Below are 18914 nucleotides of genomic sequence, written 5' to 3' on the forward strand. Positions count from 1 at the left end.
TTATTCCCCCGCACAGTAAACAGCAGTATCGGCATACACCTGCTTCAGCTTGTAGCCGTTACTGGTGAAGCTGTCGGTAATGCTGCTAATGCGATTGCGGTCGGTGCTGTCTTCCGGTGCGCGCAGGCACACCTGTTCAAACACCTTGGTGACCTGACACTGGGCAAAGGCCTGGCTGTTGGCCAGCTCCTGGCCCATGGACTTGGCGCCGTTGCCGGTGCCCGGCAGCGCTTCACTCCATCCCAGGTGCAGGTTCGGCCCTTCGCGCCAGTAGTTATCCCACTTGTCATCGGGGATCACGAAGCCATACGGAAAGGTGGCACTGTTGATATGGTTCTTGGCCTGCACACGGGTGCCGGTGGTGGGGTCGGTATCACCGCTGCGGTTGTAATCCAGACGGCCGTCTTCGCCGGTCGGATCATTTTCCACATCGTATTCGTAGTTGTAGTACGCGAAGGCCTGGGCCATTGGGTCCATGCCACTGTGGCAGCCAATACAGTTGTTCTGGAAGACGCGGCTGTCGCCGCCGGGGCTGCGGCTCACGTCCTGACGAATGCGATCTGGCGGTCTTGAGGTGTCGTGCACCTGTTCGAGGTCGCGACACAGGTGATTCATCAGGGTGAAGCGGAACATGGCGCGATTGGTGCCGGCATAGAAGAATGCCTTGGCGCCGCCACGGGTGGTCATCACACCGGCGGTGGCGTCGCTGGGCAGGCCGGTGACCGAAGACTGGGACTGGCGCTCCAGCGTGGTCTGCAGCGGGTAGCCCGCCGCCTCCAGTGCCTCGTAGTGATCATTGTTGGCGTTGTTGTACGTGGGCAGGCCCAGGCCGGAGGCGCCGGTATAAATAATGTCGCCGGAAAGGATCTCGCGGAAGTCCACATCGTCGCGCACCATGCCGATCACGGTTGCGGTGTAATCGTTCAGGGGCGCAAAATTATCGCCGTCGCGATTGGTCCATGGCGTAACCAGGTTCTTCAAGGTTACGTCATAAAAAGAATCATTTTCCATTGCCAGCTGGGCGGCGCTGGTGGCATTGCCATTGACAATACGTTCGGCCATTTCGGTGAGCACGCTGACACTGGGTTTGACCCCGGTCAAACGGCTGTGCATTTGTGCGGCCTGTTCTTCCGGGCCTGCCAATGCCGGCATGGAAATTGAAGCGCTGAGGCAGGCAGTTGCTGCAAGCAGCGCCCGCGTAGCGGACGATGGGATTTTCATCATGAAACGTTTTGCGTCTGGTTATCGTCGTACGGTCGTACCGATTGACTTGTATGCATTGCGAGTGGAAGAAATAGTAAAGAAGACCGAAGGATTCGCCAGCGGAAAAAATATAAAGCGTGTTCTGGTTGGCAATTTCCCCGTGCATTGCTTGAGATCGAAATTTTGCGGCGGGAGAATCGAAGTTAAATCGAGCTGGGTTGTCAGACGAGCATCTAGCAAAATGCAGTAAGGTTGTGATGTAAATGGTGAGTGGTTACTGCGTTTCTTCTTCGGGTTGTCATTAAAAATTCACAGAAAATCATTGAGAAATTATCCGTCGCGGAACGATGTTGCGGGTAAAGAGGACGAGTTCTTGAAAGCTTTTGGTGCACGGACGCTGGCCGCCCGTCGGAAATTGTCACTGCTGTCTATTTTTTCTGCGATCGCCTTGGCCGGTTGTGGCGGTAGTTCTGACGATGGTTCCAGCCTGGGTGGTGATCAGGCGGAAGATCCGGTAGTGGTGGATTACCCGGTGGTGTATGTGCGCCGCTCGCTGGTGCGCGATGAGGAAGGCATGCTGGTCGTCGACAGTGTGTACAGTCCTTCCACTTTTCACCCGGGTGCCGAATTGCTACTGCGCGATCGCGCTACCGCCACCGCCCCGGAACGCTCCCTGACGGAAGGCCTGTTTGTCAGTGATGAAGAGGCAGGCATCGTGTTCGAGGGCGGCTATGACGTCAAGGACCTCGCGGTATCCGCCGATGGCAGCCAGCTGGCCTTTGCCATGCGCGCCCCGAATATTGCGGGTTTGGATGATGACGAGCAGCCGAGCTGGAATATCTGGCTGTACGAATTCGAAACTGCACAGCTTACCCGGGTCATTGCCTCGGACCTGATTGCCGAAGAGGGCGATGACATTTCCCCGGCATTCCTGCCTGACGGGCGCCTGGTATTTACCTCGACCCGCCAGCGCCGCTCGCGTGCGCTGTTACTGGATGACAACAAGCCCCAGTTTTCTGCACTGGCAGAAGATCTGCAAGAGCCAGCATTCGTGTTGCATGTAATGGAAGCTGACGGCAGCGACATCCAGCAGATCTCCTATAACCAGAGTCATGATTTGACCCCGACGATATTGTCTAACGGCCGCATCCTGTTTAACCGCTGGGACAATATGGGCGGGCGTGATCGCTTGAGCCTGTATACCGTCAAGCCCGACGGCACCGACCTGCAGCTGTATTACGGTTATCACAGCCAGGCCACCGGCACTGGCTCCGGTACCGATCCGGTTGCCGCCACCTTCAGCAAACCGCAGCAGATGCCCGACGGGCGCATTCTCGTGACCCTGCGCGCACCGGAAGGTATTGCCTACGGTGGCGACATGGTGGTGATCGATGGGGAGAATTTTTCCGAAGCCTACAGCGAGCCAGAGCAGCAGGGCGTATTGCAGGGGCAGGAATCCCTGTCCGTGGAGCAGGTAATTATCGATGGCGGCCTGTCACCCCACGGCCTGTTTGCCAATGCCTGGGCGTTCCACGATGGTACCAGTCGTTTGCTGGTGAGCTGGAGTGAGTGCCGGGTGATCGAGCCGGGCACCGCAACGGAAACCGAAGCCGGTATTACCCAGCCCTGTACCGACGAATGGCTGGCAACCCCGGATATTGAGCCCGCCGATCCACTCTACGGACTGTGGATTTACGATTATGACGAAGGCACCCAGCGCCCGATCATTCAGCCGGAAGAGGGCATCATGATCAGTGAAGCGGTGACCGCGGACACCCGCCCGGTGGCCACATTTATCCCGCAACCGATTCCCGGTATCGATATTGATCGCGACCTCTATGATGAAGGCATGGCGGTACTGGATATTCGCAGCGTCTACGATTTCGACGGTATGGAGCTGCTGGAAATCGACGTGCTGGCCGATCCGCTGCAAAGCACGGCTGCCGACCGCCCCGCGCGCTTCCTGCGCGTGGTCAAAGCGGTGGGGATTCCCGACGATGACGTTCTCGATTTCGACCGCTCCGCGTTTGGCCGCAATCGCAGTCAGTTGATGCGTGAAATCGTTGGTTATACGCCGATTCAGCCCGATGGCTCGGTGCGAGTAAAAGTACCGGCGGATACCCCGCTGGCCATTTCTGTGGTGGATGAAAATGGTCGACGCCTGTTCGGCCGCCACAATAACTGGCTGCACTTCCGCGCCGGTGAATTGCGCAAATGCCAGGGCTGTCACCTTGCGGACAGCGAGGTGCCCCACGGGCGCACGGATATGGAGCCGGAATCCGCCTGGGCCGGCGCGCCAACGAGTGCCGCCCCTTTTCCCAATACCGAGCCGGGCCTCACCGCAGACATGGGTGAAACCATGGCGCAGCTGCTGGCGCGCGTGGCGGGGCACCCGGAGCTGGAGGGCGACCTGAAGTTTGCCGACAACTGGACCGATCCGGCGCTGCGTGCCAAGGACCCGTCGAGCGAGCTGCTGATGAGTGAACTCACTACCCCGGCGCCTACCAGCCTTCCCTGTTTGAGCAGCTGGAGCGCGGACTGCCGCACGGTGATTCACTACCCGGACCATATCCAGCCGATTTGGGATCTGCCGCGACAAATCACCGATGATATGGGTACCGTGCTGGAAGACCGTACCTGCACCGCCTGCCATAGCAACCGCGATGCTGCGGGCATGGCGCAGGTGCCCCCGGGGCAGCTGGATCTCCGCGGGGACCAGTCCGGTGTGAATAACAACTACAGCACTTCCTATGTCGAATTAATTTTTGACAACCCGACCGAAGAGCTCCGCGACGGCGCAGTACAGAACGTTTTGGTGCAGGATACCGACGACGATGGCAATCCGCTGTTTGAAGTCGATGAAAACGGAGAGCAGATCCTAGATGCAGATGGCAACCCGATTCCTGTTATGGTTACCGTCAATATTCAGCGGATCATGAACACTAACGGTGCCAACGCCAGCCGTTTCTTCAATGTATTTGAAGCGGGAGGCGTGCATGAGGGAGAATTGTCCGCAGCGGAATTGCGTTTGATTTCTGAATGGCTGGATATCGGTGCGCAGTATTACAACAATCCATTTGAAGCGCCGGTTAACTAAACAATGAACAGGCAGCTCGAGTTTAGAGCAAGCAGGGCCGTAGCAATGACCACGGCCCTATTTATCTTGGGGAGCTTGGGGAGTTTTTCCTCATCGGTCGTGGCGCAGCCGGAAACGGTCAGTGACTCGGCAGAAAACTCGGGTGATGTATTCGTCACCGACAGCTTTTCCGCACGTCAGTTCGAAGACCGCCAGCCGGAGACGCTGGCGTTCGATAGCGAGCGGGTCATCGTCGGAGCGGAGTTTCTCAATTTGTACACCGGCCCCGGCCGCGGCTATGTGATCGACCATGTGGTGGAGTACGGCGAGCCCCTGTGGCTGCTGAAGCGCCGTACCGACTGGGTCAAGGTCATGACCCGCACCGGCAAGACCGGCTGGGCCAAAATTGCCGACCTCGACGAAATCTATACCACCGAGGGCGAACAGGTGGTGGTACCCACCCCGGGCATCGACGACTACCGTGACCAGAGCCTCCGCGTTGGCTTTGCCTATGGTGATTTTGCCGGTGCCAACTCCATGGGACTGTCTCTTGGTTACCGCTTTACCGGCAACCTCTCCGCGGAACTGCGCGCAGCGCAGACCATCGGTGCCTATTCCGATAGCCGCACCTTCCAGGTTGCGGTGGTGCACCAGCCCTTTCCGCAGTGGCGGGTATCCCCGTATTTCCTGCTCGGCACCGGGGTCAATATCACCTCGCCCAACGCCACTATCGTCGCCACCGAAGACCGCCAGGACACCACCATGCTGTCCGGCATCGGTATCACCACCTATTTATCCCGTCGCTTTGCCCTGCGCGCGGAAGTTGCAAATCACTACCTGCTGACCTCGCGGGAAGAAAACCAGGAGATAGTCGAGTGGAAACTCGGATTCGACGTATTTATGTAAAGCTCGCGAGCCTTCTGCTGGCAGGTGCTATGTCCTCAACTGCGCTTGCGCAAAGCTCTGGCGATATCGACGATATTATTTCGCCGGACCTGGAACGCCGCGAAATTCGCGAAGCCAAAATTGATAGTGAAGATTTTGAATTCACCGTGTATCTCGGTGGCATCCTCAGTGTCGAAGACTTCGGTAGCAACAGTATGATCGGCGGTAGCCTGGCCTACCACATCAACGAAGACTTCTTTATGGAGGCGGCCTACGGCCAGGCGACCCTGGGGGAGTCCAGTTACGAGCGCCTGAGTGGCTCGGCACCGCTGCTCAGCGACGATGAGCGGGACCTCAGTCTGTACAACCTGTCCCTGGCCTGGAACTTCCTGCCCGGGGAAATTTTCATCCTGGATAAGTTCGCGCTCAACAGCAATTTGTATCTGATCGGCGGCGCGGGCAATACCAATTTTGCCGGTGAAGAGCATTTCACCTATAACGTCGGTATCGGTGTGCGCATGCTCGCTCAGGACTGGCTGGCCCTGCGCCTGGATGTGCGCGACCACATTTTTGAACACGAAATTTTTGGTGAGCCGTTAACGACCAACAATCTATCCGCCCAGCTGGGCGTATCGATTTATTTCTGAATACACAATAACGAGACAAACCCTACTGGAGTCAATCCATGCGTAAATTGATTGCCGCCCTTTGCACCAGCGCTGCCCTGCTGGCCGCTGCCCCTGTTTTCGCCAAGATCCCCGCCAGCGATTTCACTCTGGCCTCTCTGAAAGATGGCAACCTGAAGCTGAGCGAGCAGCGCGGTGAAGTGATCATGCTGAACTTCTGGGCTTCCTGGTGTGGCCCCTGTCGTGAAGAAATGCCGCTGCTGAACGACCTGCACGCACGCTACGAGCCGGTGGGCTTCCAGGTGTGGGGCGTGAACGTGGATGCCAACCCGGCAGACGCTCAGGCGATGCTGAATAAAATCCCGGTGGACTTCCCGGTGCTGTTCGATTCCAAAAGTGACGTGAGCAAACTGTTCGGCGTGCAGGCCATGCCGAGCTCCGTATTTATCGATCGCGATGGCAACGTGCGCTACGTGCACAAGGGTTACCGCACCGGTGACGAGGCCGAGTACAAAAAAATCATCAAGGAACTTATCCGGGAATAAGCCATGACCAAGCGCGCGCTCCTGTTACTGCCGGCTTTGTTACTGCTCGGTGGCTGCGAAAGCATAATGCCCGAACCATGGGTACAGCCCTACGAGCGGCATTACCTCGCCGACCCGATTATGAGTTTTGAGCGGGACCCGGTGGCGGCCGGCTTTATGAATCACGTCTACGAAGCGCGTGAAGCCGCCCGCGGTGCCGAAGGCGGGTCGGGAGGCGGCTGTGGTTGTAACTAAAGAATTCCGTGAGAGCTACTACGCTCTCACGAAATTTTTACTTTTTTCGGTATTTTTCGTGTCGACTGCGAAAGCTGCGGTGCTGCCGGAAGAGCGGCTCGACACCCTGTACCACTCCTACAGTGGTGGCGGCGTCACCATTGATGGCCCGTCGATACTGGTGCGCAAAAACATTGGCAACAATGTTTCACTGTCGGCCAATTACTATGTGGATATGATTTCCGGGGCCTCGATCGACGTGCAGGCAACGGCCAGTCGCTATACCGAGCAACGGGATGAGTTTTCCGTAGGGGCGGATTATCTGGTGGATAAAGCCACCATGAGCCTGAGCTATACCAATTCCAGCGAAAACGACTACCAGGCGGAAACCGTCGGTTTTGGTATCTCGCAGGATTTCTTCGGCGACCTCAGCACCCTGTCCCTGCGCGCCACCTACGGTAGCGACGATGTGATGCGTAACGGTGACGAAGACTTTCTCGGCCACGCCGAGCACCGCCGTTATTCCCTGGGCTGGAGTCAGATCCTTACCACCAAGCTGATCGCCGAGCTGAGTGTGGAAACCGTCGCCGACGAGGGCTTCCTGAATAACCCCTACCGCAGTGTGCGCTATCTCGACCCGTCCTCTGCGCTTGGTTTCAGTTACCAGGCCGAGCTCTACCCCACCACCCGCAACAGTGATGCGGTGGCGTTAAGAGCGAAATATCGACTGCCCTACCGGGCGGCGGTAAAAACGGAATATCGGCGCTATGCGGATAGCTGGGGCATCCAATCGGATAACCTGGAGTTTCGCTATACCCATCCGCTGGAAAGTGAGAACCTGATTCTCGAAGGGAAACTGCGCTTCTACAAACAGAAGGGTGCGGATTTTTACAGTGATCTGTTCCCGTATGTGGACGCCACCAACTTTCGCGCGCGGGATAAAGAGCTCAGTGATTTCACCAGCACTGCGATCGGCTTTGGCGCCACCTACCTGGTACCCGATCGCTGGGCACTGTTCGACCGCAAAAACACCCTGAACCTGTACTGGGATTACGTGCTATTCGATTACGAGAACTTCCACGATGTGCGGGTGCACAATGGAGGTGACAGCGTACTGCCCGGTGACGAACCCGCCTATAACTTCAACGCGCATGTGGTGCGCGCTTATTGGTCCATGTGGTTCTGAGCACCCGCCCATCGCTGCGGCTGCCGGTTTGGGGGGAGTGCTTTTCCGGCCGGTAGCCGTCTTATCTTTTCCCCCTGATCTTGTCACGTCATCGACTGTTGTTGTATGTTTTCCAATCAAAACAATAATCAACCGGACACGTGATAGCGGCTGCGGGCTACCGAAAGTACAAGCACGTACAAGCCGCAATCGTGTTTCCGGGCCCACCGCTAAGTGGGTTCAGCGATGACGAACTGCCTATGCCTAAGACCTGCCACAGGTCATTCAGCGCCCTGCTGCTAGCGACGACGCTCGGCGCCCTACCGGCGCACCCGGTCGTGGCGGGTGCTGTCGCATCGAACGCGTCATCCCCTGCAGTTACGGTTTATTCATTCCAGCTCCCCGCGCAACCGCTTGAGCAATCCCTGCTCGCACTGTCCCGTGAGACCGGGATGGCGGTGATGACGGGAGTACAGGGTGCGTCGCTACCCGCTGCGCCCGCCCTGCAAGGCCGCTACACCATCGACGCAGCACTGGAATTCCTGTTGGCCGGGTCGGGGCTGCGCTACCGTCGAGTCGATGGCCAGGGTGTGGTCATACTGCCACGGCGCAGCGAGCCTGAGCCGAGCGCTACGCTTGAGGAGCACCCGGCCGAACCGCGTCCACTGCTGGAGGAAGTCGAGGTGATCGCGAGCAAGCGCCGCACGAATCTCCAGCACACGCCCATGGCGATCACCGCGCTGCACGGAGAGCGGTTGCGGGAGCGCAATATCGACAGCCTGGAAGAGCTGGCCGCGGATGTGCCCAGCCTGCAGGTGACCCGCAATGGCGATCACACCACATCCATGCTGTATCTGCGCGGTATTGGTTCGGACAATCACACCGAAGCCGGCGACTCCGGTATCGCCACCCATGTGGACGGGATTTTCAGCAGCCGGGTACAGGGTACCGCGGTGCTGCTGTATGACCTGGACCGGGTAGAGGTGCTGCGCGGGCCGCAGGGCACGCTATTTGGCCGCAACTCCACCGGAGGGGTGATCAACTACCACAGCGCGCGTCCCACCCGCGATTGGTCGTCTGAAATGTCCATCACGCTGGACAGCAACCAGCAAAAGAAATGGCGCGCAGTGGCCAATGCTCCGCTCACCGACAATTGGGCCCTGCGCTGGGCCGCCGTCAAGCAGACGGCAGACAGTCCGCTCACCTATACCAGCGACTCCATCGCGGCCAGGGCCGCCGATCGCTACAACAATACCGATCTGTTCAGCCACCGCCTGAGCTCCGACTGGCAGTTGGGCGACGCACTCAACTGGTGGGTGAGTTTTGAGGGCTTCGAGGACCGCGGCGCGGGCAGTCTGCCCCTTGTGGATTACGATACCCCGCTCACCATCGATACCCCGGGACGCACCGTGCTGGATCAGGATACCTGGCGCAGCCGGTTAGAGCTGGCGCTGCCCGCGGCGCATACCCTGTCGTATATCGCCGGTCATGGCCTGACCCGCCGCAGCCAGGACTGGGATGCAGACCGTGAGAGCCCACTGGGCAGCGAAACAGACCCGGCCATCTACCACCAGAGCAACCGCACGGTGTGGTCCAAATACCGCGCGCGTCAGCATGAGCTGCAACTGAAAAACAGCGATGACGAAGCATTGCGCTGGCTGCTCGCCTATTTTCACTTCAGCGAACAGAACGCCATTCGCTTTGACCTGGAACACCAGCTGGAAGACGGCAGTGGCTGGGGCGGTGCCCCTTCCCACAGTTTCCAGCAGCCCCATCGCGGCACACGCCTGAACGCGGTGTATGGTCAGTTGGATTACGATGTCAGTGAATACTGGCAGGCCAGTGTCGGTGCGCGCACCGGGCGCGATCAGCGCTATGATCGCGGCGGGCGCAATATCGCCTGCCCAGACCTGATTCGCGCAGATCGCGGCGGCGAGCTCGGGGTGATTGCGGTAAACCAGGCCTCGGCCAATCCCGGCCAGTGCTTTGTGGCCAACTACAACGATGTCGACCGCGCCTGGCGCAGCACCACCGCCATGGCGCGCCTCAGTTACCAGCCAGCTGATGAAACGCTCCTCTATCTGCTGTTCGCCGAAGGCTTCAAGCCGGGCATTGTGCAGGACGGCGCCTCGCTGAGCGGTACTTATAGCGGTGCCGAGGACCCTGCCTTCCAGCAGGACCTCACCCTGCTGATTGCGCGCAATAACGATGGCGCCGCCTATGTCGGCCCGGAAACCAGCACCAATATCGAGATGGGGTTCAAGCTTGGCCTGCTGGATGGCGCCATGACTCTGAATGGTGCCCTATTCGATACCGGCTATCGCGACCTGCAGGTGTCCGGCATTGCGGTGGCGAAAGACGGGACGGAACTGATTCGCAGTACCAACGCCCCCAGCGCCACCATTCGCGGCCTGGAGCTGGAACTCAACTGGGCATCCAGCCAGAACGGGCGCGTCAGTGGCTTCCTGTCCTGGCTGGATGCCCGCTATAACCGCTTCTATGCGGTCGATAACGAGTTTCCGGATCATGGTGCGACCTGGAACCCAAGCGTTGGCGACCCACAGGTACCGAATCTGGTGGACTTCAGTGGCAACCGCCTGAAACAGGTGCCGCGCCTGAGTCTGGGCCTCAACTACCGCCACGGTTTTCCTGTGGGTGACGCCCTGCGTGCCACCGCACGCCTCGGCCTGCATTACACCAGTAGCATGTATTTTGACGAGGCCAACCGCGGCGACCGCAGCGGCTTCCTGTGGCACAACAGCACCGCCGAATGGGTCCCGGATCCATCTGGTGCCGCCCGTAATATTGACCGTCGGCCCACGCACAGCCTGTGGAACGCGGGTATAAAGCTGGCGCCGCATGCTGGCAACTGGTGGCTGGACCTCTATGGGGACAACCTGACCAATGCGCTGGTGGCGAGCGACGTGCACGATGCCGATGTCGCGGTTCCCGCTTACTACTACGGTCCCCCGCGCAGTGTCGGCCTGCGCTTCGGCCTGCAGTTCGACTGATTTACGTGTGGCGGGTTCGCAAAGATCGCCCGAAAAATTCATCGGAGGGGGAGACGATTCGGGCCTGATCCCCGTTATATCGACAAGAGAAAGTGATTGCCGCATAAGTACGGCGTCCTGATAACAAAAACCATGGTGAAGAGAGTCGATGGCCACAGCATTGGCGAGCCAGATGGTAAGCGAAAACGAGCGCGACCTGGATTACTACTACCGCGAATACCACCAGGAACTGTGTCGGTATGCGGTGAGTAAGTTCGGCCTGTCGTACAGCGAGGCGGAAGACCTGGTGCAGGAGGCGTTTGCGCGTATGGCGCCGCAGCTGCACACCGGTGAAATCGAGCATGTGCGCGCGTTCCTGTACCGCTCGGTGCACAACGCCACCATCGACGCCTTGCGCAAAGGCCAGGTGCGCGAGAGTTACGCACAGTCGGTACAGGGCGACCCAGACCGTGACCAGGATAGCCGCAGTCCCGAAAGGGTGGCTTCCGGCCGCCAGTTCCTTGGCCTGATCAGTCGCGCGCTGTGGAACATGCCGCACAAGCGTCGCCGGCTGTTATTGATGAATCGTGTCGATGGGCTCTCCTACGCGGAAATTGCGCGTCGCGAGGGTCTCTCGGCAACAGTAGTGAAGAAGCACGTGGCGAAAGCCCTGGCCGGTTGCCAGGAAGCGCTGCGGGCACACGGTGGAGAATGAAGATGTCGACTGGGAACAGTCAGCCGCAGACCGATATCCGGCAAATAGAAGCGGAAGCCCGGGAATGGTTTCTGTTGCAGGGCGAGCGCGCACTGGACGGCTCCGAACAGGTAGCGTTTGCGCACTGGATGGAACAGCCGCAACACCGCAGCGCTTATCAGCAACTGCAACAGATCGATCAGACCCTCGCCGCACTCGCGGCGAGCGAAGAGGGCGCGCGTTTGCGTCAGCCGAGCGGCCTGTCTGCACTGATGGAAACACTGCGCAGTTATCTTGGCGTGAGCCCGCTAAACGGCCTTGCGTTCGCCTGCACGCTAATGCTGGCGGTGGGTATTGCCTATCTGGCACCCTGGCAAGGCGAGCCGGCCGCCCAGTCCTATGCTTCCGAGCTGGCGCAGGTACGCAACGTGACCCTGGAAGATGGGACCCGCGTAACGCTTGGGGGTGACTCGGCGCTGGAAGCGGAATTCAGCGAAGACAGTCGCCGTATTAAGCTGTTGCGCGGTCAGGCATTTTTTAATGTGGCTAAGGATTCCGCGCGGCCATTTCAGGTGACTGCACAGGGTGCAGAAGTGCGCGTTGTGGGTACTCGCTTCGATGTGCGTACCGGCAGCAAACTCAATCCTGCGGTGAAGGTCACCGTGGAAGAGGGCATCGTCGATGTCGCCCGCAAAAACACCGTTGCGACTGAGGATGTGGATAAAGGCGATTCGGCAAACAAGGTGCGTCTGACTGCCGGCCAACAGGTCAAGGTCGACGAGCGTGCGATCAGCCCGGTCAGCCAGGTCGATGCCACTACCGTCGCCAGCTGGCGCCAGGGCAAGTTCAGCTACCGCGACGCGCCGCTGTCGGAAATCGTTGCCGATGCCAATCGTTATCGCCAAGACCGCATCATCATCGGCACCCGCGAACTGGAAAATCTGCGGGTGACCACCGCCTTTACTGCCGACCAGGCGGATACCCTGGTGGCCATGCTGGAGCAGTCATTGCCGGTGCGTGTGTTCAAAGAGCCCGATGGGCGCGTGGTGATCTGGCCCGGCACGGTAGAGCACTGAAGCCTGCCAGGCCGTTCGCGAAAAAAACCCGGGGTGTCCCCGGGTTTTTTATTGCCCGTACAGCGCGGGAATCGCTTCCTCTGCGCTGTAGTGCATTGAGCGATTATATCTTTTCCAGTACCAGCTCAATGGTCGCGCGCTTTCCGCGAATTTTTTGCTGGGTGGTGGTGATGTCAGCGGCGCAGTCGCCTTCCTGGTCGCCATAGTCACCCCACTGGGCGTGGTTGGCACCATCTATCTGATGGAAGCTGGCATTGTAAGGCAGGGTCCAGCTCAGGGATTGCACGGTCTGGGGTGGTACAAGGCAGTCGAGTTCGCCGTAAATTGACGCTACCACCAGATCGGTACGGTAGGAGATGGGGTTTTCCGGATCCGGGAAACTCGCCCACAGTGCCAGTCCCTTAATGGAGAAATCCTGCGGATTTTCCGCAATATATTTGGCGGCAATCACCCCGCCCAGGGAGTGCCCGGCCAGTGCCCAGTTCGCAATATCCGGGTTGGCGGCCTTGATGACCGGCACCATTGAAGGCATCAGGCCGGCGATAACCAGTGTGCTTGGCGAATTATCGATGACCACCGGGTAGCCGTTGGCGGCGATTTTGCGTGCGATACGGGCGTAGGCGCGTGGGTCTACATCGCCACCCGGCTGGATCAGCAAGCCCACGTCCTGGGTAATGAAATTATTATCGAAGCGGATGAACTGCGGCGTCTCGGTGACAGTCATTACCAGATTGGACTCCAGCGCATCGAGGGCGTCGTCGTTCGCCATGGCTGGATAACCCTGTGCGACACTGGCCTGCGGCAGGAGAAGGGTGAGGAGCATCGACAGAGCGATGCCAAGAGGTGCGAGTTTTTTCATGGTGTTTCCCGAAATTATATGCTGCGAGTGGGTTGCTCCAGATCTCGACTGGGCCTCATTACCTAAGTGCGAGCGCAGTGAGAAGACGCATATAAGTCATAACAACATAACAATATAAACTTATATCATTAGAGCTAAATCTTTATATCTCGGGAGAGTTGTCTGAAACAACCAGTGGCGGCTGCAATTGCCTGATGGCGCTGCAAGCAACCGATTTTTAGGCGGTAATAGACACTTTGAATGGGGTGTATGCCGCAGGTTAGTCGTGAGAGCCGGCGTAATGCCGACCGTTTCGCGCCAGTCACAGGGGATCGCCGAGGGTTCGGCGGGAGGGCGCTTGTCGGTTTCTGCTCAGGGCGCCAGCTCGCGCCAGAACATCTCCGCCGCGTTCTGGCAGATGGGCTCGATCGCCGCAGAGTCCGCGTAGATACCGTCGATAATCAACCGGCTGATTCCGTGCAGGGTGCTCCAGCTCACCTGGGAAAAACGCAGCGCGTCCACCTTGTGTGAAATCAGTCTCTTTTCCTTCCAGGTGCGCACATTATTCACATAGTTGCGGAAGCTGTTGTGGGATTCTTTGCGCAGGGAGTCTGTGGACGTGCCGGACTCCCAAATGTGCCCACCGAACATCAGGTCATAGTACTCCGTCTGCTCGGTCGCAAACTGCACATAGCCGCGTACAAAGTCGCGCATGCTCTCGGCACTGGGGGGGCGCTGACCGTTCTGGTGTACCTCCGACAGCATGGCGTTGTAGCGCCGGAACCCCTCCTCGGCGATGGCACACAGTAGCGCCTGCTTGTCCGCAAAGTAGTGGTAAGACGCGGTGCGCGACACACCGATATTCAGCGCCAGCTTGCGCATGGACAGCGCCTTCTCACCCTCTTCCCGAATGATGCGCACAGCCTCGCTCACCAGAGTCTGGCGGAGGTCCCCATGGTGGTAACTGCCAGAGCGGCTTGAGGTACTAGATGTAGTGCGGGTGGAAGATGTGGTCATGCTGCGCAATCTATCAGGCCATCTTGACACTGTCAAAACCGCGACATATGGTAGCGATACGCATTTTGACAGTGTCAAGAATGGGCAGCCGACCAATAGGCTGGCCAGTCAGAATAAATACAACAGAACTCCGAGAACCCAAAAGGGAGATAGGTGATGAGCGACGCACGTTTAGCGCAATGGCACCAGGTGGTATTCCAGCGGGATCAGGCGCTGCTGCGCCAACTGCTGGCGGAAAACGTCGAGTTCCATTCCCCCACCGTGTGGAAGCCGAAGCACGGGCGCGACGTAGCCCAGTTCATCCTGATGAATGTGATCGATATTTTTCAGGGCTTCGAATACCACCGCCAGTGGGTAGACGGCAACGAGATGGCGCTGGAATTCTCCGCCACCGTGGAAGACAAAAGCATCAAAGGTATCGACCTGATCCGCTGGGATGACAACGGCCAGATTATTCACTTTGAAGTGATGGTGCGGCCGCTGAACGGCCTGCAGAAAGTATTCGATGAAATGAACGCACGTGTCGTGGCCGCCGGCTTCGCCTGATACGCAAACAGACAAACAGATTTAGGTAAAACGTGATGAGCAATTCTGCTACCAGTCCTTCCGAGAGCAATCCCTACCCGAAAATGCTCGAGCCCCTCGACCTGGGCTTTACCACCCTGCGCAACCGCGTACTCATGGGCTCCATGCACACCGGCCTCGAAGAAGCGCCCGATGGCCACAAGCGTATGGCCGCGTTTTTTGCCGAGCGCGCCCGCGGTGGTGTTGGCCTGATTGTTACCGGCGGCTTTGGCCCCAACAAACGTGCCGCTACCCACGAGCACACCAAGATGCTGTGGAGTGAAGAGGACTGCGCAGACCATCGCATTATTACCGACGCGGTGCACAAAGAAGGCGGCAAGATCTGTATGCAGATCCTGCACACCGGTCGTTACGCATTTAATGAAAACCCGATAGCGCCGTCTGCCATCCAGGCACCGATCAATCCGTTTATGCCCAAGGCTGCCACCGAAGACGAAATCGAACAGCAGATCGAGGACTTCGTGCGCACTTCCGTACTCGCCAAAGAGAGCGGTTACGACGGTGTGGAAATCATGGGTTCCGAGGGTTACTTCCTTAACCAGTTCCTCGCCGCGCGCACCAACCAGCGCGACGACGACTGGGGCGGCAGCTACGAAAACCGCATGCGCCTGCCGGTAGAAGTGGTGCGCCGCGTGCGCGAAGCGGTAGGTGAAGACTTTATTATTATCTACCGCCTGTCCATGCTCGACCTGGTCGAGGGCGGTAGCGATTACCAAGAAATCGTCACCCTGGGTAAAGCTATCGAAAAAGCCGGTGCCACCATTATCAATACCGGTATCGGCTGGCACGAAGCGCGCATCCCCACCATTGCCACCAAGGTGCCGCGCGCCGCGTTTACCTGGGTTACCGCCAAGTTCCGCGAGGAACTGTCCGTGCCGGTAATTACCTCCAACCGCATCAACACCCCAGAAGTGGCCGAAGAAGTTTTGCAGCGCGGCGATGCCGACATGGTTTCCATGGCGCGTCCGTTCCTCGCCGATGCCGACTTCGTCAACAAGGCCGCGGAAAACCGCGCCGACGAAATCAACACCTGCATCGGCTGTAACCAGGCCTGTCTGGATCATGTATTCAGCATGAAGATGACCAGCTGCCTGGTTAACCCGCGTGCCTGTCACGAGACCGAGCTGAACCTGCTGCCCACCAGCAACGTGAAAAAACTTGCGGTCATCGGCGCCGGCCCCGCGGGCCTCGCCTTCGCCACGTCTGCCGCAGAATGTGGCCACGATGTCACCCTGTTTGATGCCGCCAGCGAGATCGGTGGCCAGTTCAACATCGCCAAACAGATCCCGGGCAAGGAAGAATTCTACGAGACCCTGCGCTACTTCCAGCGCCGTATCGAAACCACCGGTGTTACCCTCAAACTGAATTCTCCGGTAACCGCCGAGCAGCTGAACAACAGTGACTTTGATGAAGTGATCCTGGCCACCGGTATTACCCCGCGCGTACCGCCGATCCCCGGTGTCGAGCACGAAAAAGTGCTCGGTTACCTGGACGTGCTGAGAGACAAAAAGCCGGTGGGCAAAAAAGTCGCGGTCATCGGCGCAGGTGGTATCGGCTTCGACGTATCCGAATACCTGACCCATGCCGGCGAAGCCACCAGCCAGAATATCCCCGCGTTTATGCGCGAATGGGGTGTGGATATGACCCTGCAGGCGCGCGGTGGTATCGAAGGCGTGCAGGCTGAAGTCCCCGCGTCACCGCGTGAAGTGTTCCTGCTGCAGCGCAAGGTCAGCAAAGTCGGCGGCGGCCTGGGTAAAACCACCGGCTGGATCCACCGCACCGGCCTCGCCAACAAAGGGGTGAACATGATCCCGGGTTGTGAATACGTGAAGATCGATGACGAAGGCCTGCACATCAAGGTCGGCGAAGAAACCAAAGTACTGGATGTGGATAACGTGATCCTGTGTGCCGGTCAGGAGCCTGCGCGTGCGTTGCTGGATGGCCTGAACAAACCGTATCACCTGATTGGCGGCGCGGATGAAGCGGCCGAGCTGGATGCCAAGCGGGCGATTGATCAGGGTATGCGTCTGGCTGCGACGATTTAAGCGGGATCCTCGGCTACCTCCGGCCGTTACCTGCCTCTCGTGGGTGGGTCGGTCGGAAGCTTCCCTACACGCTACGGTCTTTCTTGGCGCGACACAATCAGTCTGATGAGATAGCGGTGGGTATTGCGACCGTTTTTTCCTGCTCGATTATTCCAACAGCCCCTTTTCCTGCGCAACCCGCACAGCTTGGTTACGGTCGCGGACATACAGCTTTTCCAAAACCTGGCTGATGTAATTTTTCACCGTACCTTCGGCGAGCTGCAGCTTAACAGCTATGTCGCGGTTGCTATATTGCAGGGCAACTAGCTCCAGAATCTGCACTTCACGAGTGGACAGCAATGTTTTCTTCTGGGAATTTTTTGCTTCGGAAAGTGCACGGTAACTATCCAGCAGTAGTTCTGTTGACTGCCCGTCAAGTGCGGACTCCCCCCGGTACACCTTGCGAATGCTCTCCGCCAATTCCGCCCCGGAAACCGCTTTGAGTAAAAAGCCCTGAGCCCCTGCGAGCAAGCCATTACGCAAGTAGTCTGCCTGTCCAAATGTGGTCAGGATGATAATTCGCGCCTGCGGGTTGAGCGCTTTAATCTGCTTGGTGGCCTCAATACCATTCATGCGTGGCATTTCGATATCCATCAATACGAGATCGGGTGTGTATCTGGTGTAAGCGGCTACAGCCTCTTCACCATTGCTTGCCTCAGCTACCAGCTCGATCCCATCCTCAAGCTCCAGTAGCATTCTTATGCCATCACGCATCAGCTGCTGGTCGTCCACCAGTAGAACCTTAATGGGCATGTTCTTCTCCTGCTACTCCGAGAGGAATCTTAATCAACAGCTTTGTAAGTGCGCCTTCGCGCTGAAACGCCAGCGTGCCCTGCAGCTCCGCTACCCGGCTTTCAATAGATTTTATTGGGGGCAACGGTTTACCCTGGTGGTTGTCCAGTTGCGAGCCATTGTCTTCCACCTGGAGCCTAAGGTTGCCATTTTGCACGAGTGAAATGCTCGCCTGAGACGCACCAGCGTGGCGACTGATATTTGTGAGCGACTCCTGAATAATCCGGAAAACATGTTGCTTGATGGGTGCAGGTATCTGGCTGTCATGACAGCGAATCTGTATGGACACTGACAACCCAGTCGCCGCCTCAAAGTTATTCACCAGTGTGGCGATGAGCTCTGTCAGCGGCTTGTCAGCCGTCGCATCCTGATCCAGCAATTGGACGATGTTGCGGGTTTCCTCCAGGCCTTCGCTCAACAGGCCGCGCAGTGTAGAAATAATCGCCGCTACCCTGGACGGATCCTGCCCGCTGAGCCGCTCGGCAACTTCAAGTTGAACGATGGACGTCGTTAATTTATGTCCCAGGGTGTCGTGCAGCTCACGCGACAGCCGCTGCCGCTCTTCCAATCTCGATTGCTGATCCAATTCGATGGCATGGAGTGCGAGCTGATGATTCTTCTGCTCAAGCTCATACAGCAGGCGTCGTGTTTCACTTCGCCCTTTCTCCGCCTCAATCCTCTGGAAGGCAAAGCCACTCAAGAAGAGAGTCAGCAAGCTGTTCACAAACGCATCCTGTAGATCAATGCGTTCTGCTGAAAGGAGCAGTTCACTGAAAAATACCGCCACGACGCAGGTGGCGACCCAGCCGAGCGCTGTTTTTCTGGGGAGAATTTCTATGGCGAGGAGACAGATCACCACATAGAGCATGGCCGCATGCTGAGGCATGCTCAGAATAATCAGGGTACAAAGCAGGAACAGCGTAGCCAGGATAGCCTGAGCGCCCCGCCTCACTTTCCGTGTTGCCAGGAGCAGGGCGAGGCCAATAAACAGAAGCAGGGGGAGCAGCAGCCACCACTGACCAGACACGGTAATACCCTGCACTACAAAGTAGCTGCCTCCCAGAGTGAAGCCAGCGATGGTGAACAACACCCATTGAGAGAGTGTTTGCTGCGTGTCGGACATGC

Annotated in this window: 16 protein-coding genes; 11 read left to right on the forward strand and 5 right to left on the reverse strand. The window is 58.2% G+C overall.

All coding sequences use genetic code 11. From position 1 onward, the window contains the following. Entirely contained in the window at positions 1–1221 is a 1221-nt protein-coding gene (locus tag ACP15R_RS17275; protein ID WP_404804242.1) for a hypothetical protein, read from the reverse strand. A 355-nt stretch (positions 1222–1576) separates the two neighbouring features. Here ACP15R_RS17275 and ACP15R_RS17280 point away from each other — a divergent pair, with 355 nt between their 5' ends. From ACP15R_RS17280 to ACP15R_RS17320, 9 genes are all read left to right on the forward strand, one after another. Then, the gene (locus tag ACP15R_RS17280) at positions 1577–4300 is read left to right on the forward strand and encodes a hypothetical protein (RefSeq protein ID WP_224867860.1); all 2724 of its coding nucleotides are present in this window, start codon (positions 1577–1579) and stop codon (positions 4298–4300) included. A gap of 45 nt (positions 4301–4345) precedes the next feature. Further along, entirely contained in the window at positions 4346–5185 is an 840-nt protein-coding gene (locus ACP15R_RS17285; protein ID WP_224867859.1) for an SH3 domain-containing protein, read from the forward strand. Next, positions 5155–5811 (forward strand): outer membrane beta-barrel domain-containing protein, encoded by a 657-nt coding sequence (locus tag ACP15R_RS17290; protein WP_224867857.1) that lies wholly within the window; start codon positions 5155–5157, stop codon positions 5809–5811. Before ACP15R_RS17285 ends, ACP15R_RS17290 begins: the two co-directional genes overlap by 31 nt. 38 nt (positions 5812–5849) lie before the next feature. Continuing rightward, positions 5850–6335 carry a TlpA family protein disulfide reductase gene (locus tag ACP15R_RS17295; protein ID WP_010131932.1) on the forward strand — a complete coding sequence of 162 codons (486 nt, stop codon included), beginning with the start codon at positions 5850–5852 and terminating at the stop codon, positions 6333–6335. A 3-nt stretch (positions 6336–6338) separates the two neighbouring features. Continuing rightward, positions 6339–6569 (forward strand): DUF4266 domain-containing protein, encoded by a 231-nt coding sequence (locus tag ACP15R_RS17300; protein ID WP_224867856.1) that lies wholly within the window; start codon positions 6339–6341, stop codon positions 6567–6569. Continuing rightward, positions 6556–7734: a DUF3570 domain-containing protein gene (locus ACP15R_RS17305; RefSeq protein ID WP_424987581.1), complete on the forward strand. Its 1179-nt coding sequence runs from the start codon at positions 6556–6558 to the stop codon at positions 7732–7734. Before ACP15R_RS17300 ends, ACP15R_RS17305 begins: the two co-directional genes overlap by 14 nt. Before the next feature lie 431 nt (positions 7735–8165). Continuing rightward, positions 8166–10724 carry a TonB-dependent receptor domain-containing protein gene (locus ACP15R_RS17310; protein WP_424987582.1) on the forward strand — a complete coding sequence of 853 codons (2559 nt, stop codon included), beginning with the start codon at positions 8166–8168 and terminating at the stop codon, positions 10722–10724. Positions 10725–10872: 148 nt separating this feature from the next. After that, on the forward strand, positions 10873–11418 hold the full coding sequence (locus ACP15R_RS17315; protein WP_224867850.1) for an RNA polymerase sigma factor: 546 nt from the start codon (positions 10873–10875) through the stop codon (positions 11416–11418). 2 nt (positions 11419–11420) lie between these two features. Next, positions 11421–12473, forward strand: a complete 1053-nt coding sequence (locus tag ACP15R_RS17320) for a FecR family protein (protein ID WP_224867848.1) — start codon at positions 11421–11423, stop codon at positions 12471–12473. Positions 12474–12576: 103 nt separating this feature from the next. Here the strand turns inward: ACP15R_RS17320 and ACP15R_RS17325 are convergent, their stop codons facing one another. After that, positions 12577–13332 (reverse strand): alpha/beta hydrolase, encoded by a 756-nt coding sequence (locus tag ACP15R_RS17325; RefSeq protein WP_224867846.1) that lies wholly within the window; start codon positions 13330–13332, stop codon positions 12577–12579. Positions 13333–13683: 351 nt separating this feature from the next. Continuing rightward, on the reverse strand, positions 13684–14244 hold the full coding sequence (locus ACP15R_RS17330; RefSeq protein ID WP_424987583.1) for a TetR/AcrR family transcriptional regulator: 561 nt from the start codon (positions 14242–14244) through the stop codon (positions 13684–13686). A gap of 240 nt (positions 14245–14484) precedes the next feature. Between ACP15R_RS17330 and ACP15R_RS17335 the strand changes: the two genes are divergently transcribed. Both ACP15R_RS17335 and ACP15R_RS17340 read left to right on the forward strand, forming a co-directional pair. Then, the gene (locus ACP15R_RS17335) at positions 14485–14874 is read left to right on the forward strand and encodes a nuclear transport factor 2 family protein (protein WP_224867842.1); all 390 of its coding nucleotides are present in this window, start codon (positions 14485–14487) and stop codon (positions 14872–14874) included. A gap of 35 nt (positions 14875–14909) precedes the next feature. Beyond that, positions 14910–16958, forward strand: a complete 2049-nt coding sequence (locus tag ACP15R_RS17340; RefSeq protein ID WP_318247429.1) for an NADPH-dependent 2,4-dienoyl-CoA reductase — start codon at positions 14910–14912, stop codon at positions 16956–16958. Between the two features lie 147 nt (positions 16959–17105). Here ACP15R_RS17340 and ACP15R_RS17345 read toward each other — a convergent pair whose 3' ends face one another. Both ACP15R_RS17345 and ACP15R_RS17350 read right to left on the reverse strand, forming a co-directional pair. Further along, positions 17106–17750, reverse strand: coding sequence for a response regulator transcription factor (locus tag ACP15R_RS17345; RefSeq protein WP_224867840.1), 645 nt, complete (start codon positions 17748–17750; stop codon positions 17106–17108). Continuing rightward, positions 17740–18912, reverse strand: coding sequence for a sensor histidine kinase (locus tag ACP15R_RS17350; RefSeq protein WP_224867838.1), 1173 nt, complete (start codon positions 18910–18912; stop codon positions 17740–17742). Before ACP15R_RS17350 ends, ACP15R_RS17345 begins: the two co-directional genes overlap by 11 nt. Positions 18913–18914 lie beyond the last annotated feature (2 nt).

The organism is Microbulbifer sp. S227A, assembly GCF_049800935.1.